Below are 15648 nucleotides of genomic sequence, written 5' to 3'. Positions count from 1 at the left end.
CGGATGTCTTCGCCGTCCAGTGCGGTGCGGTGCGGTCAGAGCAGGTCCCGCGGCACGGTTTCGTTCCAGGTGCGGGAGAACACGCGGCGCCCCGCCTCGTAGCCGTCGAGGGTGGCGTCCACGAAGAAGCTCTGCTCGTCGCACCTGAGCCGGGTGTGGGTCACGACGCTGACGTCCCAGTCGTCCCGCCCGAAGCGCATGGTCCACGTCGACTCGCCACGCGCCGAGGTGAAGTCGTCCGCCGTCGCCGCGTACCGCTCGTGAGCCCGGCAGCCGACGTCCACGCCGATGTCGTCGCAGCGGATCAGGCCCCGGTCCTTGACGATGTCCAGTTCGGCGTCGTAGCCGATCAGGTCGCGCCTCACCTCCCAGCGTTCCTCCGGAGGGGTCAGCGTGGTGGTCGTCAGCGGCGGAGTTCCCTCCGGGACGCCGAACGGGTCGGCAGGTGTGTCGTCGGGGCGGTGCGCGGGCCGGACGGGGAGGGTGAGGGTGCTGGAACGCTCGTGGACGCTCAGCTCGGCGGGCCTCGGCGGCGGCCAGGCGAGCGGCCAGTAGGACGTGGACAGGGACAGCCGGATCCGGTGACCGGGCGGGAAGGACTGCGCCACTCCGTTGAGGTGGACGGTGGCCCGGTAGCGGCGGCCGGGTTCCAGCGGCTCGGGCTGCTCGGTGCTCTCGCAGCGCGTGAGGTTGAGCAGCCCGTAGGTCACCCGGGTCGCGGCTCCGTCGGGGCGCACGTCGGACAGGCGCGCGGCCACCATGGCGACCGGCTCGGCGACCGACAGGTCGAGTTCCACGGTCGGCGAGCCGAGGATCTCCAGCGGTTCGGTGAGCGGATCGGTCTCGAAGACCAGGGAACCGCCGTCCTCCTCACGCTGGTCGTAGGGCAGGTCGGGCGGCGCGTTGTAGGAGGCCCACTTGCCGGCGAACTGGCCGACGGACAACGGCGACCGCACGGTCAGCACGTCGCCTGCCGCGGCCCCCTCGCCGGGGTCGGACGACTGCTCCACCGGGTCCTCGATGCGGTGCCGGCTGAGCGGGTGGGTGACCGGGTGGACGTTCGGAGAGGGCCAGGACGGCTCCGCCACCCAGCGCCCCGGCCGTTCCTCGTACGACGTGGACGGCGGCACACTGTCCTGCATCCAGGTGCGCAGCATGGGGCCGTCCATGACGCCGTTGTCGACGCCCTTGAGCCAGTGGTCCCACCAGCGCACCACCTCCTGGAGGTAGCCGATGGCGGGGCCGGGTTCCCCGAGGTGGGGGAACTTGTGCGACCAGGGGCCGATCAACCCCTTGCGGGGCACGTCCAGGTGGGCGAGCAGCCGGGTGACGGCGTTCGAGTAACCGTCCGCCCACCCGCTGGAGGCGAGGACGGGGCACTGTACGGCCTGGTAGTTCTCGGCGACCGAGGCGTGCCGCCAGTAGTCGTCGCGGCGCTGGTGCCGGAGCCACTCCAGCACCCAGGGCCGGGTGTGCTCCAGGCGTTCGTGCCACATCTCGCGCCAGCGGTCACCGACCACGGCCGGGTCGGGCGGGCAGGTGGCGTAGGCGAACATGGTGCCCGCCTCGGCCAGGTTGTCGGACAGCATCGCGCCGCCCATGTAGTGCATGTCGTCGGCGTGCCGGTCGTCCGTGAACGAGGCGATGACGATGGCCTTGAGGCTCGGCGGCTGCCTGGCCGCCACCTGGAGGGCGGCGAAGGCGCCCCAGGAGATGCCCATCATCCCGGTGCTGCCGTCGCACCAGGGCTGGTCGGCGAGCCAGGCCAGCACCTCCTCGGCGTCGCGCTGCTCCTGTTCCAGGTACTCGTCCCGGAGGACTCCCTCGGACTCACCGGTTCCGCGCAGGTCGACGCGGACGCAGGCGTAGCCGTGCCCCGCGATGTAGGGGTGGTGGACCGAGTCGCGGACGGCGGTGAGGTCCCGTTTGCGGTAGGGGATGTACTCCAGGACCGCGGGCACGGGTTCGTGGTCGGACGACAGGGGCCGCCACACCCGCGCCGACAGGCGGACGCCGTCGGACATCGGGATGACGACGTGCTCTTCTTCCTTCGTCTCGTGGGGCAGTTGGGTCACGTAACGCATGGGTCCTGCGTACTCCTTACCGTCGCGCTCCCGCGTCGGGCCCGTCGATGGTGAGCCCGAGGGCCGCCACGCAGTGGTCGTACTTCTCGCGCATCTCGTCCTCGTCGTTCCCGCCGGTGAAGATGTGCGCGACCTCGTAGCTGTAACTGTCCTGCTGGGAGAGGTCGGACAGTCGCCGGCCCGCCTCGGGCAGGACGTGGATCCGCACGCCCGGTGTCTCCCGCTCGATCCGCGCGATCGTCTCGGGCGAGGGCACGTTGCGCACCTCGCCGTCCGTGAACCAGCGGTAGTACCACTTCGCGGCCATCGCGTAGGGACCCTGCCGGTGCGGCATGGTCGGGTCGGAACCGAGGGCGAGCGCCAGCATGGGATGGTGGTTGGGCACCCCGTCGACGTACTGGAACAGCTCGGCGTGCGACTGGGAGTGGCGGGGGTTGATCTCGAGCAGGTTGATCCGCCGGCTGCTCGGGTCGTAGAAGTACTCCACGCTGAAGGTCGCCGAGTCGAAGCCGATGCGGCTCATCACGCGCTCGGTGACGTCGTGCAGCCGTGCGATCACCTGTGGGGGGAGGGTGGAGGGGTACTGGTGGCGCAGGAAGCACGCCGAGTCCGGATAGTCGATGGAGTCCAGGGTGCCGTAGACGGTCACCTCCCCCTGGTGCACATAGCCCTCCACGGCGACCTGGATGCCGGAGCACTCCTCCTCGGCGAGGCACACCCGGCCCCCGACGCCGTCCATCTCGGGCGGCAGGTCGATGCGGTCGAGGATGCGCTCGAAGGGGCGGCCGACGCGGGAGATGCCGTCCCGGATCTCGGTGACGGCCTTGCGGAACTCCTCCTCGTCGCCGACGCCGAAGGCGAGTTCGGAGGAATAGGACAGTGCGGGCTTGAGCCACATCGGGAAGCGCACGCCGTCCGGTGGGCTCGGCGGGTCGGCCCGCAGGTCGACGCGGCCGAAACGCGGGAGGCAGTCGGTGACCTCCCGCTGTTCGAGCCGGCTCCAGTACTTGTGCTCGCACTTGACCACCGACTCAAGGCTGGTGGTGCGGGTGCCGTATCGCTCGCCGAGGATCGGCACCAGGGTGCTGACCGGGAAGTCCCAGTAGCCCACGATGGCGTCGATGCTCCCCTCGAAGGCGTCCAGCTCCCGCTGGGCCTTCTCCAGGATGTCGGGCACCGAGACCTCTCCGTCCTGGAGCTCCTCCACCGTCAACAGGCCGTGGAAGCGCAGCGATCGGGCGCCCGGTACGGCCTGGAGCGTCGGCAGGTTGGCCTCGTCGAGACCGACGACGAAGACATTCTTCACATTCTCTTCAGACACGTCTCTCCTCTCAAGATCGGCTGGGTACCCCGCCACGCGCCGGACAACCTCCGGCCCTCGCCGCCCGGTACGTTCGCGGGGTGCCGGACTCGACGTGGTCCCGCGGGGTACCGGCCCACGTATGAACGATGCGGTGCAGGCGGGACTGTGGGGATTGCTGGCGGGAGCGGCGCTGCTGCTGGGCGCGGTGATCGGGTTCGGGGTGCGGGTGCCGCAGAAGGTGATCGCCACCGTGATGGCCTTCGGCGCCGGTGTGCTCCTCTCCGCGGTCTCCTACGAACTCGTCGGTGAGGCCTACGAACAGGCCGGACTGGCGCCCGCGGCGATCGGCACGATCATCGGCGCGACCGCCTACACCCTGGGCAACCTCTGGCTGGCCCGCCGTGGCGCCCGGCACCGGAAGAGGTCCGGCCACCACACCGCGCACGCGCAGCCCTCCGAGGCCCAGCAGGGCGGTTCGGGCCTGGCTCTCGCGTTCGGGGCGCTCCTGGACGGGGTGCCGGAATCGGCCGTGATCGGGGTGAGCCTGCTCGACGGCGGCGCGGTCAGCATGGTCACGGTGGCGGCCGTGTTCATCAGCAACGTCCCTGAGGGTCTGTCGAGTTCCGCGGGTATGAAACGCGCGGGCCGCGGCACGGCGTACGTCTTCGGTGTGTGGGGCGCGATCGCCGCCGCCAGTACCGTGTCCGCGGTCCTCGGCTACACCGTCGTGGGCGCCTTCTCCCCCGCCGTCGTGGCCGCCGTGACCGCGGTGGCGGCCGGGGCGATCCTCGCGATGATCGCGGACACCATGATCCCGGAGGCCTTCGAAGACGCCCACCTGGCCATCGGGCTCGTCACGGTCAGCGGCTTCCTCGTCTCCTTCGCGCTCTCCCACGCCTGAAGCACGTCCTCGGGAGACTGGGAGGCGGAGTCCCGACGCGCGTTCCTGGTCGCGGAGTTGCTGGTGCCGGCCTGCGTGTCGGCGGGTGCCGGCCCGGCCATGGCGTACGCGAGCGGTGCGCACTCCGCCCTGTCGGTCTTCACCTCTTGCGACTCGGGCAGCGCGTCGTCGCCGGGGCCGACCGCCTTCCCGTCATCGGTCGGCCAGCCCCCGGAGCAGGGCGCCGAGGACGCGGTCCAGGCGTGGCTCGACCTCGACGACCGCGTGCGCGAGCCGGGGGTCGCTGCGGTAGAGGGTCTGGATGTGCGGACCGGGCGTCGCCATCTGCCACAGGGCGCCCGCCAGGCTGGTGGCCGTCGCGATCACGTCCACGGCCTGGGTCTCCTCGATGCCGAGCAGTCGTCGCAGCTCGGCGACGATGCGGTCGACCTCGTCGAGGGTCACGATCTTGAAAGCGCGCACCGACTCGATGGACACGTTCCGTTCCAGGTTGAGGGGCGCCTGGGCCAGCAGGTCGCAGAACAGGGGCCGGGCTGCCAGAGTGGCCGCGAAGACCTGGCCGACGGCCTCCGGTGCGGCACTCGGCAGTGCGCGCAGCCGGTCACACAACTCCGCGGACCACTCCCTCCACCCCTCGGCAGTGATCTTGAGAAAGATCTGCTCGCGCGTCTCGAAGTAGCGCAGCAGCGCTGACTTGTGCATGCCCACGGCGGCGGCGATGTCGGTCAGCGTGATCTCGCGAATGCCCCGCTCGGCGCCGAGCGCGCGGGCCGCTTCGAGGATCGCCTCTTCACGCTGCTGCTTGGCCTGCGCGCTGCGGGCGCGCTGGAATCCGGACCCGGTCATCACCTCAGCATAGGGCAACCGCGTTGCATTAATAACGCAACGGTGTTTCACTATCGGTATGGAAGAACGCAAGCACAGTCAGCGGGTCTGGTTCGTCACCGGCTCCTCACGCGGCCTCGGCCGCGCCCTGGTCACCGCCGCCCTCGACGCGGGCGACCTGGTCGTCGCCACCGCCCGCCGGCCGGAACAGCTCGACGACCTCGTACAGCGGTACGGCGAAGACCGCGTCCACCCGGTCGCACTCGACGTCACGGACGCCGCCGGCGCCCGGGAGGCCGTCGACGCGGCGATCGGCCGCTTCGGGCGCGTCGACGTCCTGGTCAACAACGCCGGGTACGCGAACGTGTCACCGATCGAGACGACGGACGACGCCGACTTCCGCGCCCAGTTCGAGACCAACTTCTGGGGCGTCTACCACGTCACCCGGGCCGCCCTGCCGGTCCTGCGCGCTCAGGGCGGCGGCACGATCGTCCAGGTCTCCTCGGTCGGCGGACGCGTGGGCGGATCACCCGGCATCGCCTCCTACCAGGCGGCCAAGTTCGCGGTGGACGGGTTCAGCCGCGTACTCGCCGTGGAGGCGGCACCGTTCGGCGTACGGGTCATGGTGGTGGAGCCGAGCGGATTCGCCACCGACTGGGCCGGGTCCTCCATGACGGTGCGGCCGGTGCCCGCGGAGTACGAGGACACCGTCGGCCTCATGAACCGGCGCATGCGACAGAGCGACGCCGGGGCCGCCGGCGACCCGCGGCGCGCCGCCGGCATCATCTTCGGGGCGGTCCGACGCGACAACCCGCCCTCGCACCTCCTGCTCGGCGTCAACGCCGTCGAGATGGCCACGGAGTACTCCCGTCGCCAGCTGGCGGAAGCCACCGCATGGGAAGGCGTCAGCCGCTCGGCGGACTTCGCCGAGCCCTACCCCGCCCGGATGCCCGCCGACGCGGCAGGAGGCGCACCACGCCGCTGACAGCGGCTGATCGCTCCGGGCGACGTGCCCGCAACGCCGGGTGGGCTCGGCCCAACGTGTCCATCAGGACGGTGACACAGGCGCCCGGCCGCTCCTCCACGACCCGCGCCGTCAGCTCCGCCCTGCCCGCCTCCCGCCAGGGCGGGGCCACCGACCGCGCCGACCGCACTCCGTCCGAGCACGGCTCATTCCCCGGGCGTCTGGTCCTCGTTGGTCCCCGTGCGGCGGAGCCGGTCGGTGCGGCGGGTGAGGGTGTCGATGCGGTCGGCCAGTTCCGGATGGTGGGCGCAGAGGTGCTCACGGGCACCCGACAGCGGCTCGATCAGCCCGGCGGCGTCGTCGTGGGCCAGTGCCTGGACCAGCGGAGTACGGGCTCCGGCCGGGAGGCCCGCGAGTGCGGTGATCTGGCCGGCGAGCTGACGCAGGTCCGCGGCGTTGCCACGGGCCCAGGTGGTGACGGCGCGGTCGGCGGCGCGGCGGTCGCGGGTGGCCTGGACACGCTGTTCGCCGGTACTGCCGGGGGCGCCGGGACGCAGGCGCAGGTAGCGGCGTTCGGCGGCCTGCCGGCTGGCGACGCCGAGGGGACGGGCGAGGTCGGCCCAGCTCGCGCCCGCCTCACGCGCGGTTTCGATCAGGCCCGTCTCCCACCCGGCGAGCTGGTCGCGCATCTGGCGCAGGAGCAGCAGTGCGGCGAGCGCCTGGTCGGAGCTGACCTCGTCACCGGCCGGCTTTCCGTGCCGCGGTGCCTGGGCGCCGTGGACCGCCTCCTCGATCGCCGCCAGCGCTGCCTGGGCGGCGAGGAAGGACACGGGCTGGGGTGCGGATTCCTGCGGGTCTGCGGCCATGGTCACCTCCCGACACCGGTGTCACCCTTCTGACGACACCGTCAGTTGTCATCGTTTCGATGACATGCTACAACAAAAGCAAGAACCAGCGCATGAGCGGATCCGCTCGAACTGGAGGTGTTTCACGATGCTGATGCGCACCGACCCCTTCCGTGAGCTCGACCGGCTCACCCAGCAGTTGTTCCCCAGCACGTCCGGCACCTGGTCGCGTCCGTCCGCGATGCCCATGGACGCCTACCGCGAGGGGGACGTGTACGTGATCGCGCTCGACCTCCCCGGTGTCGACCGGGACGCGATCGACATCGACGTCGAGCGCAACATGCTGACCGTCCGGGCCGAACGCCGTCCCGCCGCCAGGGGCGACGACGTCCAGATGGAGCTCTCGGAGCGCCCCTTCGGCGTCTTCTCCCGCCAGGTGGTGCTCGCCGACACCCTCGACACCGAGCACATCAGTGCCGACTACGACGCGGGTGTGCTCACCCTGCGCGTCCCGATCGCCGAGCGGGCCAAGCCGCGCAAGATCTCGATCGGCGCCGGCCCGGACCACAAGGAGATCTCCGGCTGAGGCGGAAGCCGCGCTCCGGGCGGGCGGGGAACGGGACATCCCGTGCCTCCCGTCCCCCGCCCGCCCACGGGTACGGACTCCCGAGGGAAGGAGCATCCCGATGACCATGCCGTGGAACGTGTTCCTCGACCAGGTACAGGAACGCGGTGAGTACCCGACCCGTGCCGAGGCCGACCGTGCGGCGCGCACCGTGCTGGCCCTCCTGGGCGCCCACCTGGTGGGCGAGGTACGGGCCGAACTGGCCGCGAGGCTCCCGGAGGGCTTCGCCCTGATTCTGCTCAATCCGCTCCAGGCCACCGAGCCGCTGTCCGCCGAACGTTTCGTGCGGGCCACCGCGGCGTGGATCGAGGGGGCCACGGAGCAGACCGCGACCTGGGATGTCGGGGCCGTGCTCAGCGTGGCCGCGGACGCGGCCGGCGAGGAGCTGACACGCCGCGTCCTGTTCCAGCTACCGCCGGGATACGACCTGCTCTTCGGCCGGCCGCAGGACATCACCGCCCCGAGCCCGGTCCGCACCTCCGGAGACTGACCCTCCCGTCCCACGGGACACCGCCACCGGCACCGGCCGAACAGGCCGTACCGTCCCACGACTCAGAAAGGCACCCTTCACCGATGCAGTCCCAGACGGCGCCGACGACGATCACCGTCGAGCCGGCCATGTCGTTCGTCCAGATGCTGGAGCAGGTCCGGTACCACGGCGCCTATCCCACCCGGGAGCGAGCCGAGGAGGTCGTGTCCGCCGTCCTGGCCGCCCTCGGCCGCCGCGTCACCGGCGAGGAACGCGTCGAGCTGGCCGCCCGTCTCCCCCGCGAGGCGGCCGAGATCCTCGCCGCCCAGATACCGGGCACCGACTCGATGAGCGGCTGGGCGTTCGTCAGGGACCTCGCCGCCCGCACCGGCGGCACCCTGGCCACCACGCGCTGGGACGTCGGCTCGGTCCTGGGCGTCGTCGCCCGTCTGGCCGGCCCGGACCTGCTCGACCGCATCCTCGCCCAACTGCCCTCCGGCTACGCGATCCTCTTCGGGCGCGCGGAACTCACCCAGGCGGCCTGACCCCCGCCGGTGACGGCCGCGCCGGCTCAGGGCAGCGGCGTCCCACCGGTCACGTTCAGGATTTCCGCGGTGACGTATCCGGCCTCCTGAGAGGCGAGATAGACGTACGCCGGTGCCAGCTCGGCCGGCTGCGCGGGACGGCCCAGCGGGCTCTGCTTCCCGAACTCGGCCGTGTCCGGCAGCGTCGCCGGGATCAACGGCGTCCACACCGGGCCGGGCGCCACCGCGTTCACCCGGATCCCGCGTTCCGCGACCATCTGGGCGAGTCCCTGGGTGAAGGTCACGATCGCGCCCTTGGTCGTCGCGTAGTCCAGCAGGTGCGGACTGGGCTTGTACGCCTGCACGGAGGTGGTGTTGATGACGCTGCCGCCCTCCGGAATGTGCGGCAGCGCGAACTTGGTCAGCCAGAACATGCCGTACAGGTTCGTCCGCATCACCCGGTCGAACTGCTCCGTCGTGATCGCTTCGATGCCGTCCGGCTGGGACATCTGGTAGGCCGCGTTGTTCACCAGGACGTCGATGCCGCCGAACTCCGAGACGGCCCGGTCGACCAGGGCCCGGCAGTTCTGCTCCTCACGGATGTCGCACGAGACGGCCACGGCCTTCTGCCCGGCGTCCTCCACCAGACGGGACGTCTCCCGTGCCTCGTCCTGCTCCTGATCGAGGTGGGTGAACAGCACGTCGGCGCCCTCACGGGCGAACGCCAGGGCCACCGCTCGGCCGATGCCGGAGTCTCCGCCCGTGATGACGGTCCTGCGGCCCACCAGACGCCCCGATCCGCGGTACGACTCCTCACCGTGGTCGGGCGGCGGGTCCATCGGCCCGGTCCAGCCCGGGTGCGGCTGGTCCTGACCGGCGAACTCCGGACGAGGATACTGATCAGTAGGGTCCTGTTGGCGATGCGGGTCGTCCGCCACGTCGATCTCCCGTGTCTCGATACTGCGCGGTCAGCGACCGTGTGCCCTGACCGCGCGGTCCGAAAAGTCCTTCTCAGGCCAAGGAGTCGAGCGGGTTGGCGGCCATTCGCTCCGCGAGCCCCGACCCCACCGCGCCGGCCGCCGAGCTGTCGGGTTTGCGCGCCGCCTGGTCCCGGAAGCACGCCAGGAACGATGCGGCGAGGTCCAGCCTCGGGTAGCGGTCCAGCACCTCGTCGCGGAAGCGGGACGGGTAGGCGTCCGCCTCCTTGCCGACCACCTCGGTCGCGGTGGCGCGGGCCAGCAGGTGCCCCTCGGGGTCGGCGGCGACGTCCACCCGCGGCCACATGTGGCGGACGATCACGTCCGACAGGCGCGCACGGCGCTCGGCCGGCCATCCGGCCCCGGCGGCGAAGACCCGGGCGACGTGTCCGCCCGCCTCCTCGAAGGCGACGGTGTGGCTGTCGAAGACCGGCACCAGCCCGATGTCGTGGAACAGCGCGGCCACGTAGAGGAGTTCCGGGTCGAAGGGGACACCGTCCGCGGTGCCGCGGGCCGCCGCCCACAGGTAGGCGCGCAGGGAGTGGTTGAGCAGTGCCGGGGAGAGGTGGGCGGCCGCCACGTCCAGGGCGGCGACCGCCGTCCGGCTGTCGGGCACGGGAAGGGCGGCGAGCGAGATGTCCTTCACCGGGAACCTGCCGCCGCGGGGGTGTCGGACGCGACGCGGATGATGGTCCTGCCGTGTCTGCCCCGGCCGGGCGCGAAGGCCGCGGGCGCCTCGGCCAGCGGACGCACCTCCCCGACGGCCGGCTGGAGCCGCCCGTCCCTCACCCGCTGCACGAGTTCGGTGAGCCCGGCCCGGTCGGGTTCGACGACGAAGAAGACCGCCCGGCCGTTCTCCGACCTGGCCTCGGGCGGCTCGGCGATGGTGACGAGAGTGCCGCCGGGACGTACGAGCGCGGCCGAGCGGCGGAGGATCTCGCCGCCGATGACGTCGAACACGACGTCGGCCTCTCCCCCGTCCTCCAGCCGCTCGGACTCGAGGTCGAGGAAGACGTCGGCGCCGAGGGCGAGACCCGCGTCCCGGTCGGCGGAACGGCCGGTGGCGATCACCCGTGCGCCCACCTCCCGCGCGAGCTGGACCGCGACCGACCCGACGCTTCCCGCGGCACCGTGGATCACGACGGTCTGCCCCGCGGTCAGCCGTGCGTGGTCGAACAGGCCCTGCCACGCGGTCAGTCCCGACACGGGCAGCGCGGCGGCCACGGTGTGGTCGACGTCCGCCGGAAGAGGCGCCAGGTTGCGGGCCTCCACGGCGGTGTACTCGGCCAGCGATCCGTTGCGCGTCCAGTCGGCCAGGCCGAACACCCGCTGGCCGACGGTGAGGCCGGTGGTGCCGTATCCCAGTTCCTCGACCACCCCCGACAGTTCGTGTCCGGGAACGCTCGGCGTCCGGTCGCGGCCGGCCCGGTCCGTCCAGGTAGCGGGCCAGTCGAGTTCTCCGCGGGTGAAGCCCGCGGCATGCACGCGTACGACGACGTCGTTCTCGGCGGCGTGCGGATGAGGCAGTTCCGTCAGGGCGAGCCCGGCGGCACCCGCCGCGCGGTCGTGGACGGTGATGGCTTGCATGAGGGGTCCTCGGGGGGTGCGGCGGTCATCGGACACACGATGCCCGTGCGCGCTCGCGTGGGCTCACCGTGCGTCGTCTTCTCGACCGTATGCCCCTGCCGCTTGCCCCGTGTGGGCCACTTCGGGAGCGGCCGGACGAGCCACTTCCGGACCGTGCCGCGGAGCCTTGGGCCCTCTCCCTCAGGCCATGTCGGGAGCGAGCGGCAGCAGTCGCGCCACGGCGATGCCGGCCACCACGATGGCCGCCCGGAACGGCCATCGGCTGCGCGCCCCCGACCGCACGGCCGTACCCGCGACGGCGGCGACCACGGCCGCCGCGGTGAGCGTCCAGCCCATGGCCCCGATCGCGCCGGGCGGTCCCATGACCAGCACGCCCACCGCTGCCAGCATCACGGCCGGCGCCAGCCACCGGCAGGTCTGCCGGTGCAGCCGCTGGGGCAGCCCGCGCACACCGGTCGCGAGATCGTCCTCGATGTCCGGCAGCACGTTCGACAGGTGGGCTCCCACGCCGAGCAGGGCAGCCGCGGTCGGGGCCCACCAGGCGGGCCAGGCCGACGCGGGCGGACCGAGGGTGACGAACGCGGGGAGGGACGCGAAGCCCGCGGCGTACGGCAGCGGTGACAGGACCGTGTGCTTCAGCCACAGGTTGTACATCCAGCCGGCGGCCACGCCGCCCAGGTGCACCGCCCCCGCGACGGCCCCGCACACCAGGGACAGCGGTACGCACAGGAGCAGGGCCGTTCCCGCCGCGGCGGCCGCCGCCGCGCGCGGAAGCTCCCCGCTGCTCACCGGCTTGTCGCCGCGTCCGCAGGCCGTGTCGCGCCGTGCGTCGACCGCGTCGTTGCACCAGCCGATCGAGAGCTGGCCGGCGAGCACGGCCAGGGTCACGGCCACCGACCCGGCCGGTCCGCGGCCCGCTCCCACGGCCAGGACCGACACGAAGACGGTCACAGCGAGCGTCGGTTCCGGATGGCAGGAGCGCAGGAGCGCCAGGACTCTGCTCGGCGAACGCGGGAGAACCCCGGACGGGTGGACTGACACGTACGCACGGTAGTCGGGTCGCCGGCCGAGGAAGGCATGGACGACATGCGTGTCCCCGTGATCGTCGAGCCTGCCCCTCCCCTGTCCGCCTCCCCGTCCGCCGCGCGGAGCGCGCCGCCGCCGCCCACCGCGGGGCCCGCCGTCGCCGCCGTGCGGTGCGCGCTGCCGCCGCACCGGTACGCCCAGAGCGAGCTGACCGAGCCGATCGGCGACCTGTGCCTGTCCCCGGGCGCGGACCGCGCGGTGCTGCGCCGTATGCACGCGTCCGCGGGGGTGCGTACACGTCATCTCGCGCTGCCGATCGAGCAGTACGCCCTTCTCGGTGACTTCGGGCGCAGCAACGACGCGTGGATCGAGGCGGGCCTCGACCTGGGCGAGGAGGCGCTCATGGGCGCGCTGCACGAGGCGGGACTGGGGCCGGCCGATGTCGACCTGCTGGTGTTCACCTCCGTCACGGGCGTGGCCACTCCGTCACTGGACGCCCGGCTCGCCGGGCGCGTGGGACTGCGGCCCGACGTCAAGCGGCTTCCGCTGTTCGGCCTCGGCTGTGTCGCGGGCGCGGCCGGCCTCGCCCGGGTGCACGACCATCTTCGCGGACATCCCGACGACACGGCGGTGCTGCTCGCCGTGGAGCTGTGCTCGCTGACCCTCCAACGGGGAGACGGCTCGCGTGCCAACCTCGTGGCGGGCGCGCTCTTCGGCGACGGCGCGGCGGCACTCGTCGCACGCGGCAGTGCGCGGGGCAGCGGCAGCACGGCCGCACCCGAGGCCCGACCACTGGTGGTCGCCACGCGCAGTCACCTCTACCCGGGGACCGAACGGCTCCTGGGGTGGGAGATCGGCGCCGACGGCTTCCGCGTCGTGATCGATGCCGGTGTCCCGGACATCGTCAGGGGCCACTTCGGTCGGCACCTGCGCGCGTTCCTGGCCGAGCACGGCCTGACGGTCGACGACATCGGGACCTGGATCTGCCACCCGGGAGGCCCGAGGATCCTGTCCGCGGTGAGCGAGACCCTGGGCCTGCCCGACGACTCCCTCGACTCCGCGCGGCGCTCCCTCGCGGCGGTGGGGAACATGTCGTCCGTGTCCGTGCTGCACATCCTGCAGAGCGTCCGGGAACGTCGCCCGCCCGAGCCCGGTACGTGGGGCCTGCTCCTGGCGATGGGCCCGGGGTTCTGCTCCGAACTCGTACTCCTGCGCTGGTGAGGTGGACTCATGTCGTGGTACGCGCTGCTCGTGCTCGCCGTCGCCGCCGAACGCGTCGCCGAACTCGTCGTCGCCCGCCGCAACGCGGCGTGGACGCTGGCCCGCTCCGGGGTGGAGCACGGTCGTGGCCACTACCCGGTCATGGTCGCCCTGCACACCGGGCTGCTCCTGTGCTGCCTGCTCGAACCCCTACTCGCCGACCGCCCGTTCGTGCCCGCTCTGGGGTGGCCCCTGCTGGCCCTCGCGCTCCTGGCGCAGGCGCTTCGCTGGTGGTGCATCGCGACGCTCGGGCCGTTCTGGAACACCCGGGTCATCGTCGTCCCCGGAGCACGTCTGGTCGGTGCCGGGCCCTACCGGTTCCTGCGGCACCCCAATTACGTCGCGGTCGTGGTGGAGGTCGCCGCCCTGCCCCTGGTGCACTCGGCGTGGCTCACGGCCGCCGTCTTCTCCGTGGCCAACGCCCTGCTGCTCACCGTCCGCCTCCGCTGCGAGAACACGGCCCTGGCCCAGGCGGCGCCCGCGTGAGCGCCCATCCCGACCTGCTGATCGTCGGAGGCGGACCCGCCGGGCTGGCCACCGCCCTGCACGCCGCGCGCGCCGGTCTCGACGCCGTCGTCGTCGAGCCGCGCCCGGCGCCGGTCGACAAGGCGTGCGGTGAGGGCCTGATGCCGGGCGCCGTCCGCTCCCTCGCCGCGCTCGGCCTGGAGGTCCCCGGCGTCCCCCTCACCGGCATCCGCTACGTCCAGGGCACCCGCCAGGCCCAGGCGGCGTTCCGCCACGGCCCCGGGATGGGTGTCCGGCGCACCGACCTGCACGGCCTGCTGCACCGCGCCGTGCTGGCGGCCGGGGTGCCCGTGCTGCCGCTGCGCGTGGCGGAGGTGAGGCAGGACGGCACGGGCGTGAGCGTCCCCGGTACGGGGCTGCGCGCCCGGTGGCTGGTCGCGGCGGACGGCCTGCACTCACGGGTGCGCCGCTCCCTCGGTCTGGAGGTGAGCACCCGGGGCGCGCCCCGTTACGGACTGCGCCGGCACTACGCGGTGGCGCCCTGGTCGCCGTACGTCGAAGTGCACTGGGGCAGCAACGCCGAGGCGTACGTCACCCCGATCGGCCCCGGGCTCGTCGGCATCGCTCTGCTGACGACCCGGCGAGCCTCTTTCACCGCCCAGTTGGAGGACTTCCCCGCCCTGGCCGAGCGTCTCCCGCCGGACAGGGCCACCACCTCGGTGCGGGGCGCCGGGCCCCTGCGGCAGCGGGCCCGCACCCGGGCCCACGGGAGGGTCCTGCTCGTCGGCGACGCCGCCGGATACGTCGACGCCCTGACCGGTGAGGGTGTGGCCCTCGCCCTGATCGGCGCCGAGGCTCTGGTCGCCAACCTGCGCAGGGGCACACCCGGCCGCTACGAAACCGACTGGCGGCAGGCGACCCGCCGGCACCGGCTGCTGACCCAGCTGCTCTTGAGAGCCCGGCTGCAGCCCGCGCTCGCGCCCCACATCATGCCCACGGCCGCTCGCCTGCCCCGCCTGTTCACGGCCGCCGTGAACGCCCTGGCCTGAGCCGGGCCGCGGCGGCCAGTTCGGCGGCGATGCCGTCCAGCAGGGTGTCCAGGACCACCGGGTAGGCGCTGTGCGGCATGCGGGCCGCGAGGTGATCGGCGGTCGCGGCGATGTTCGGGTGGGAGTCGGCGGGCAGCCGGGCATAGGTGGACGCCCACATGTCCTCGTCGGCTCTGCGGGCTTCGTCCGGAAGGGCGAGTGAACCCGCGTCGAGTGCGGCGAAGGCCAGGGTCAGGTCGATGAACGCGTGGTAGAAGCGGACCGCGGCCTCGTCGGCCAGTCCGGCGCCCCGCAGGACACCGAGGATCGTCTCGTCCACGGCGATCTCGCGCGCCCGTCCGCTCACCCGGCCGGCGGTGAGCACGGCGGCCTGGGGGTGGGCGAGGTAGGAGGAGTGCAGGGCGAGGCCGAGGGAGCGCAGGCCGGCACGCCAGTCACGGCCCGTCGTCCATCCGTCCAGGGCCCGCCCCATCAGCTCGTTGCCGACGGCCCGTGCCAGATCGTCCATGCCCGTGAAGTAGCGGTACAGGGTGCTCGGGTCCGCACCGAGCGCCGCGCCCAGCCGCCGGGCGGTCAGCCCGGCGGTGCCGTGCTCGCGCAGTACCCGCAGCGCGGTCTCCACGATAAGGGCCTCCGAGAGCACCGCGCCCTGCCGTGTCGGCCTGCGCCTGCGTCGCGCCTCCTCGGGCACCACCTTCTTCGGCATCCGTCACCTCCGTCCGCGGCCGCGCCGGGCCGCGGCGA

Annotated in this window: 17 protein-coding genes; 8 read left to right on the top strand and 9 right to left on the bottom strand. The window is 72.7% G+C overall.

Going from position 1 to position 15648, the window contains the following annotated elements; genetic code table 11:
* Nucleotides 1–35: 35 nt before the first annotated feature.
* Both ACZ56V_RS10605 and ACZ56V_RS10600 read right to left on the bottom strand, forming a co-directional pair.
* Complete coding sequence (locus tag ACZ56V_RS10605; protein WP_467379242.1) at nucleotides 36–2084, bottom strand: CocE/NonD family hydrolase; 2049 nt, start codon at nucleotides 2082–2084, stop codon at nucleotides 36–38.
* A 16-nt stretch (nucleotides 2085–2100) separates the two neighbouring features.
* Nucleotides 2101–3405, bottom strand: a complete 1305-nt coding sequence (locus ACZ56V_RS10600; protein ID WP_468940993.1) for an ATP-grasp domain-containing protein — start codon at nucleotides 3403–3405, stop codon at nucleotides 2101–2103.
* 121 nt (nucleotides 3406–3526) lie between these two features.
* Here ACZ56V_RS10600 and ACZ56V_RS10595 point away from each other — a divergent pair, with 121 nt between their 5' ends.
* Nucleotides 3527–4288: a ZIP family metal transporter gene (locus ACZ56V_RS10595; RefSeq protein ID WP_467379240.1), complete on the top strand. Its 762-nt coding sequence runs from the start codon at nucleotides 3527–3529 to the stop codon at nucleotides 4286–4288.
* 192 nt (nucleotides 4289–4480) lie between these two features.
* On the opposite strand, the gene ACZ56V_RS10590 is transcribed toward ACZ56V_RS10595, so the two are convergent.
* The gene (locus ACZ56V_RS10590; RefSeq protein WP_467379239.1) at nucleotides 4481–5134 is read right to left on the bottom strand and encodes a TetR/AcrR family transcriptional regulator; all 654 of its coding nucleotides are present in this window, start codon (nucleotides 5132–5134) and stop codon (nucleotides 4481–4483) included.
* A 58-nt stretch (nucleotides 5135–5192) separates the two neighbouring features.
* Between ACZ56V_RS10590 and ACZ56V_RS10585 the strand changes: the two genes are divergently transcribed.
* Complete coding sequence (locus tag ACZ56V_RS10585; protein ID WP_468940989.1) at nucleotides 5193–6098, top strand: SDR family NAD(P)-dependent oxidoreductase; 906 nt, start codon at nucleotides 5193–5195, stop codon at nucleotides 6096–6098.
* A 185-nt stretch (nucleotides 6099–6283) separates the two neighbouring features.
* Here the strand turns inward: ACZ56V_RS10585 and ACZ56V_RS10580 are convergent, their stop codons facing one another.
* Nucleotides 6284–6943: a type III effector protein gene (locus ACZ56V_RS10580; RefSeq protein ID WP_467379238.1), complete on the bottom strand. Its 660-nt coding sequence runs from the start codon at nucleotides 6941–6943 to the stop codon at nucleotides 6284–6286.
* Nucleotides 6944–7070: 127 nt separating this feature from the next.
* Between ACZ56V_RS10580 and ACZ56V_RS10575 the strand changes: the two genes are divergently transcribed.
* The 3 genes from ACZ56V_RS10575 to ACZ56V_RS10565 all read left to right on the top strand — a co-directional run bounded on the left by ACZ56V_RS10575 (nucleotide 7071) and on the right by ACZ56V_RS10565 (nucleotide 8561).
* Entirely contained in the window at nucleotides 7071–7508 is a 438-nt protein-coding gene (locus tag ACZ56V_RS10575; protein WP_398909651.1) for an Hsp20/alpha crystallin family protein, read from the top strand.
* A gap of 100 nt (nucleotides 7509–7608) precedes the next feature.
* The gene (locus ACZ56V_RS10570) at nucleotides 7609–8037 is read left to right on the top strand and encodes a DUF2267 domain-containing protein (RefSeq protein ID WP_398909654.1); all 429 of its coding nucleotides are present in this window, start codon (nucleotides 7609–7611) and stop codon (nucleotides 8035–8037) included.
* 83 nt (nucleotides 8038–8120) lie between these two features.
* A complete protein-coding gene (locus ACZ56V_RS10565; protein ID WP_468940984.1) occupies nucleotides 8121–8561 on the top strand; it encodes a DUF2267 domain-containing protein in 441 nt (146 codons plus the stop codon).
* 26 nt (nucleotides 8562–8587) lie between these two features.
* Here the strand turns inward: ACZ56V_RS10565 and ACZ56V_RS10560 are convergent, their stop codons facing one another.
* The 4 genes from ACZ56V_RS10560 to ACZ56V_RS10545 all read right to left on the bottom strand — a co-directional run bounded on the left by ACZ56V_RS10560 (nucleotide 8588) and on the right by ACZ56V_RS10545 (nucleotide 12145).
* A complete protein-coding gene (locus ACZ56V_RS10560; RefSeq protein WP_467379236.1) occupies nucleotides 8588–9478 on the bottom strand; it encodes an SDR family oxidoreductase in 891 nt (296 codons plus the stop codon).
* A gap of 73 nt (nucleotides 9479–9551) precedes the next feature.
* Nucleotides 9552–10163: an HD domain-containing protein gene (locus ACZ56V_RS10555; RefSeq protein ID WP_398909657.1), complete on the bottom strand. Its 612-nt coding sequence runs from the start codon at nucleotides 10161–10163 to the stop codon at nucleotides 9552–9554.
* Complete coding sequence (locus ACZ56V_RS10550; protein WP_468940981.1) at nucleotides 10160–11104, bottom strand: NADP-dependent oxidoreductase; 945 nt, start codon at nucleotides 11102–11104, stop codon at nucleotides 10160–10162. The genes ACZ56V_RS10555 and ACZ56V_RS10550 overlap by 4 nt, the downstream gene beginning before the upstream one ends.
* A gap of 180 nt (nucleotides 11105–11284) precedes the next feature.
* The gene (locus ACZ56V_RS10545; RefSeq protein WP_467379235.1) at nucleotides 11285–12145 is read right to left on the bottom strand and encodes a UbiA family prenyltransferase; all 861 of its coding nucleotides are present in this window, start codon (nucleotides 12143–12145) and stop codon (nucleotides 11285–11287) included.
* 45 nt (nucleotides 12146–12190) lie between these two features.
* Between ACZ56V_RS10545 and ACZ56V_RS10540 the strand changes: the two genes are divergently transcribed.
* The 3 genes from ACZ56V_RS10540 to ACZ56V_RS10530 are packed head-to-tail and all read left to right on the top strand — an operon-like array spanning nucleotide 12191 to nucleotide 14904.
* On the top strand, nucleotides 12191–13351 hold the full coding sequence (locus tag ACZ56V_RS10540) for a type III polyketide synthase (protein ID WP_467379421.1): 1161 nt from the start codon (nucleotides 12191–12193) through the stop codon (nucleotides 13349–13351).
* Between the two features lie 9 nt (nucleotides 13352–13360).
* Complete coding sequence (locus tag ACZ56V_RS10535) at nucleotides 13361–13876, top strand: isoprenylcysteine carboxyl methyltransferase family protein (RefSeq protein WP_468940977.1); 516 nt, start codon at nucleotides 13361–13363, stop codon at nucleotides 13874–13876.
* Nucleotides 13873–14904 (top strand): NAD(P)/FAD-dependent oxidoreductase, encoded by a 1032-nt coding sequence (locus tag ACZ56V_RS10530; protein ID WP_467379233.1) that lies wholly within the window; start codon nucleotides 13873–13875, stop codon nucleotides 14902–14904. Before ACZ56V_RS10535 ends, ACZ56V_RS10530 begins: the two co-directional genes overlap by 4 nt.
* On the opposite strand, the gene ACZ56V_RS10525 is transcribed toward ACZ56V_RS10530, so the two are convergent.
* Complete coding sequence (locus tag ACZ56V_RS10525) at nucleotides 14876–15610, bottom strand: TetR/AcrR family transcriptional regulator (protein ID WP_467379232.1); 735 nt, start codon at nucleotides 15608–15610, stop codon at nucleotides 14876–14878. The genes ACZ56V_RS10530 and ACZ56V_RS10525 overlap by 29 nt on opposite strands.
* Between the last annotated feature and the right edge of the window lie 38 nt (nucleotides 15611–15648).

Source organism: Streptomyces sp. NPDC034099 (genome assembly GCF_055575415.1).
The sequence above is the reverse complement of the archived record's forward strand: the minus strand, read 5'-3'. Positions and strand labels throughout refer to the sequence as shown.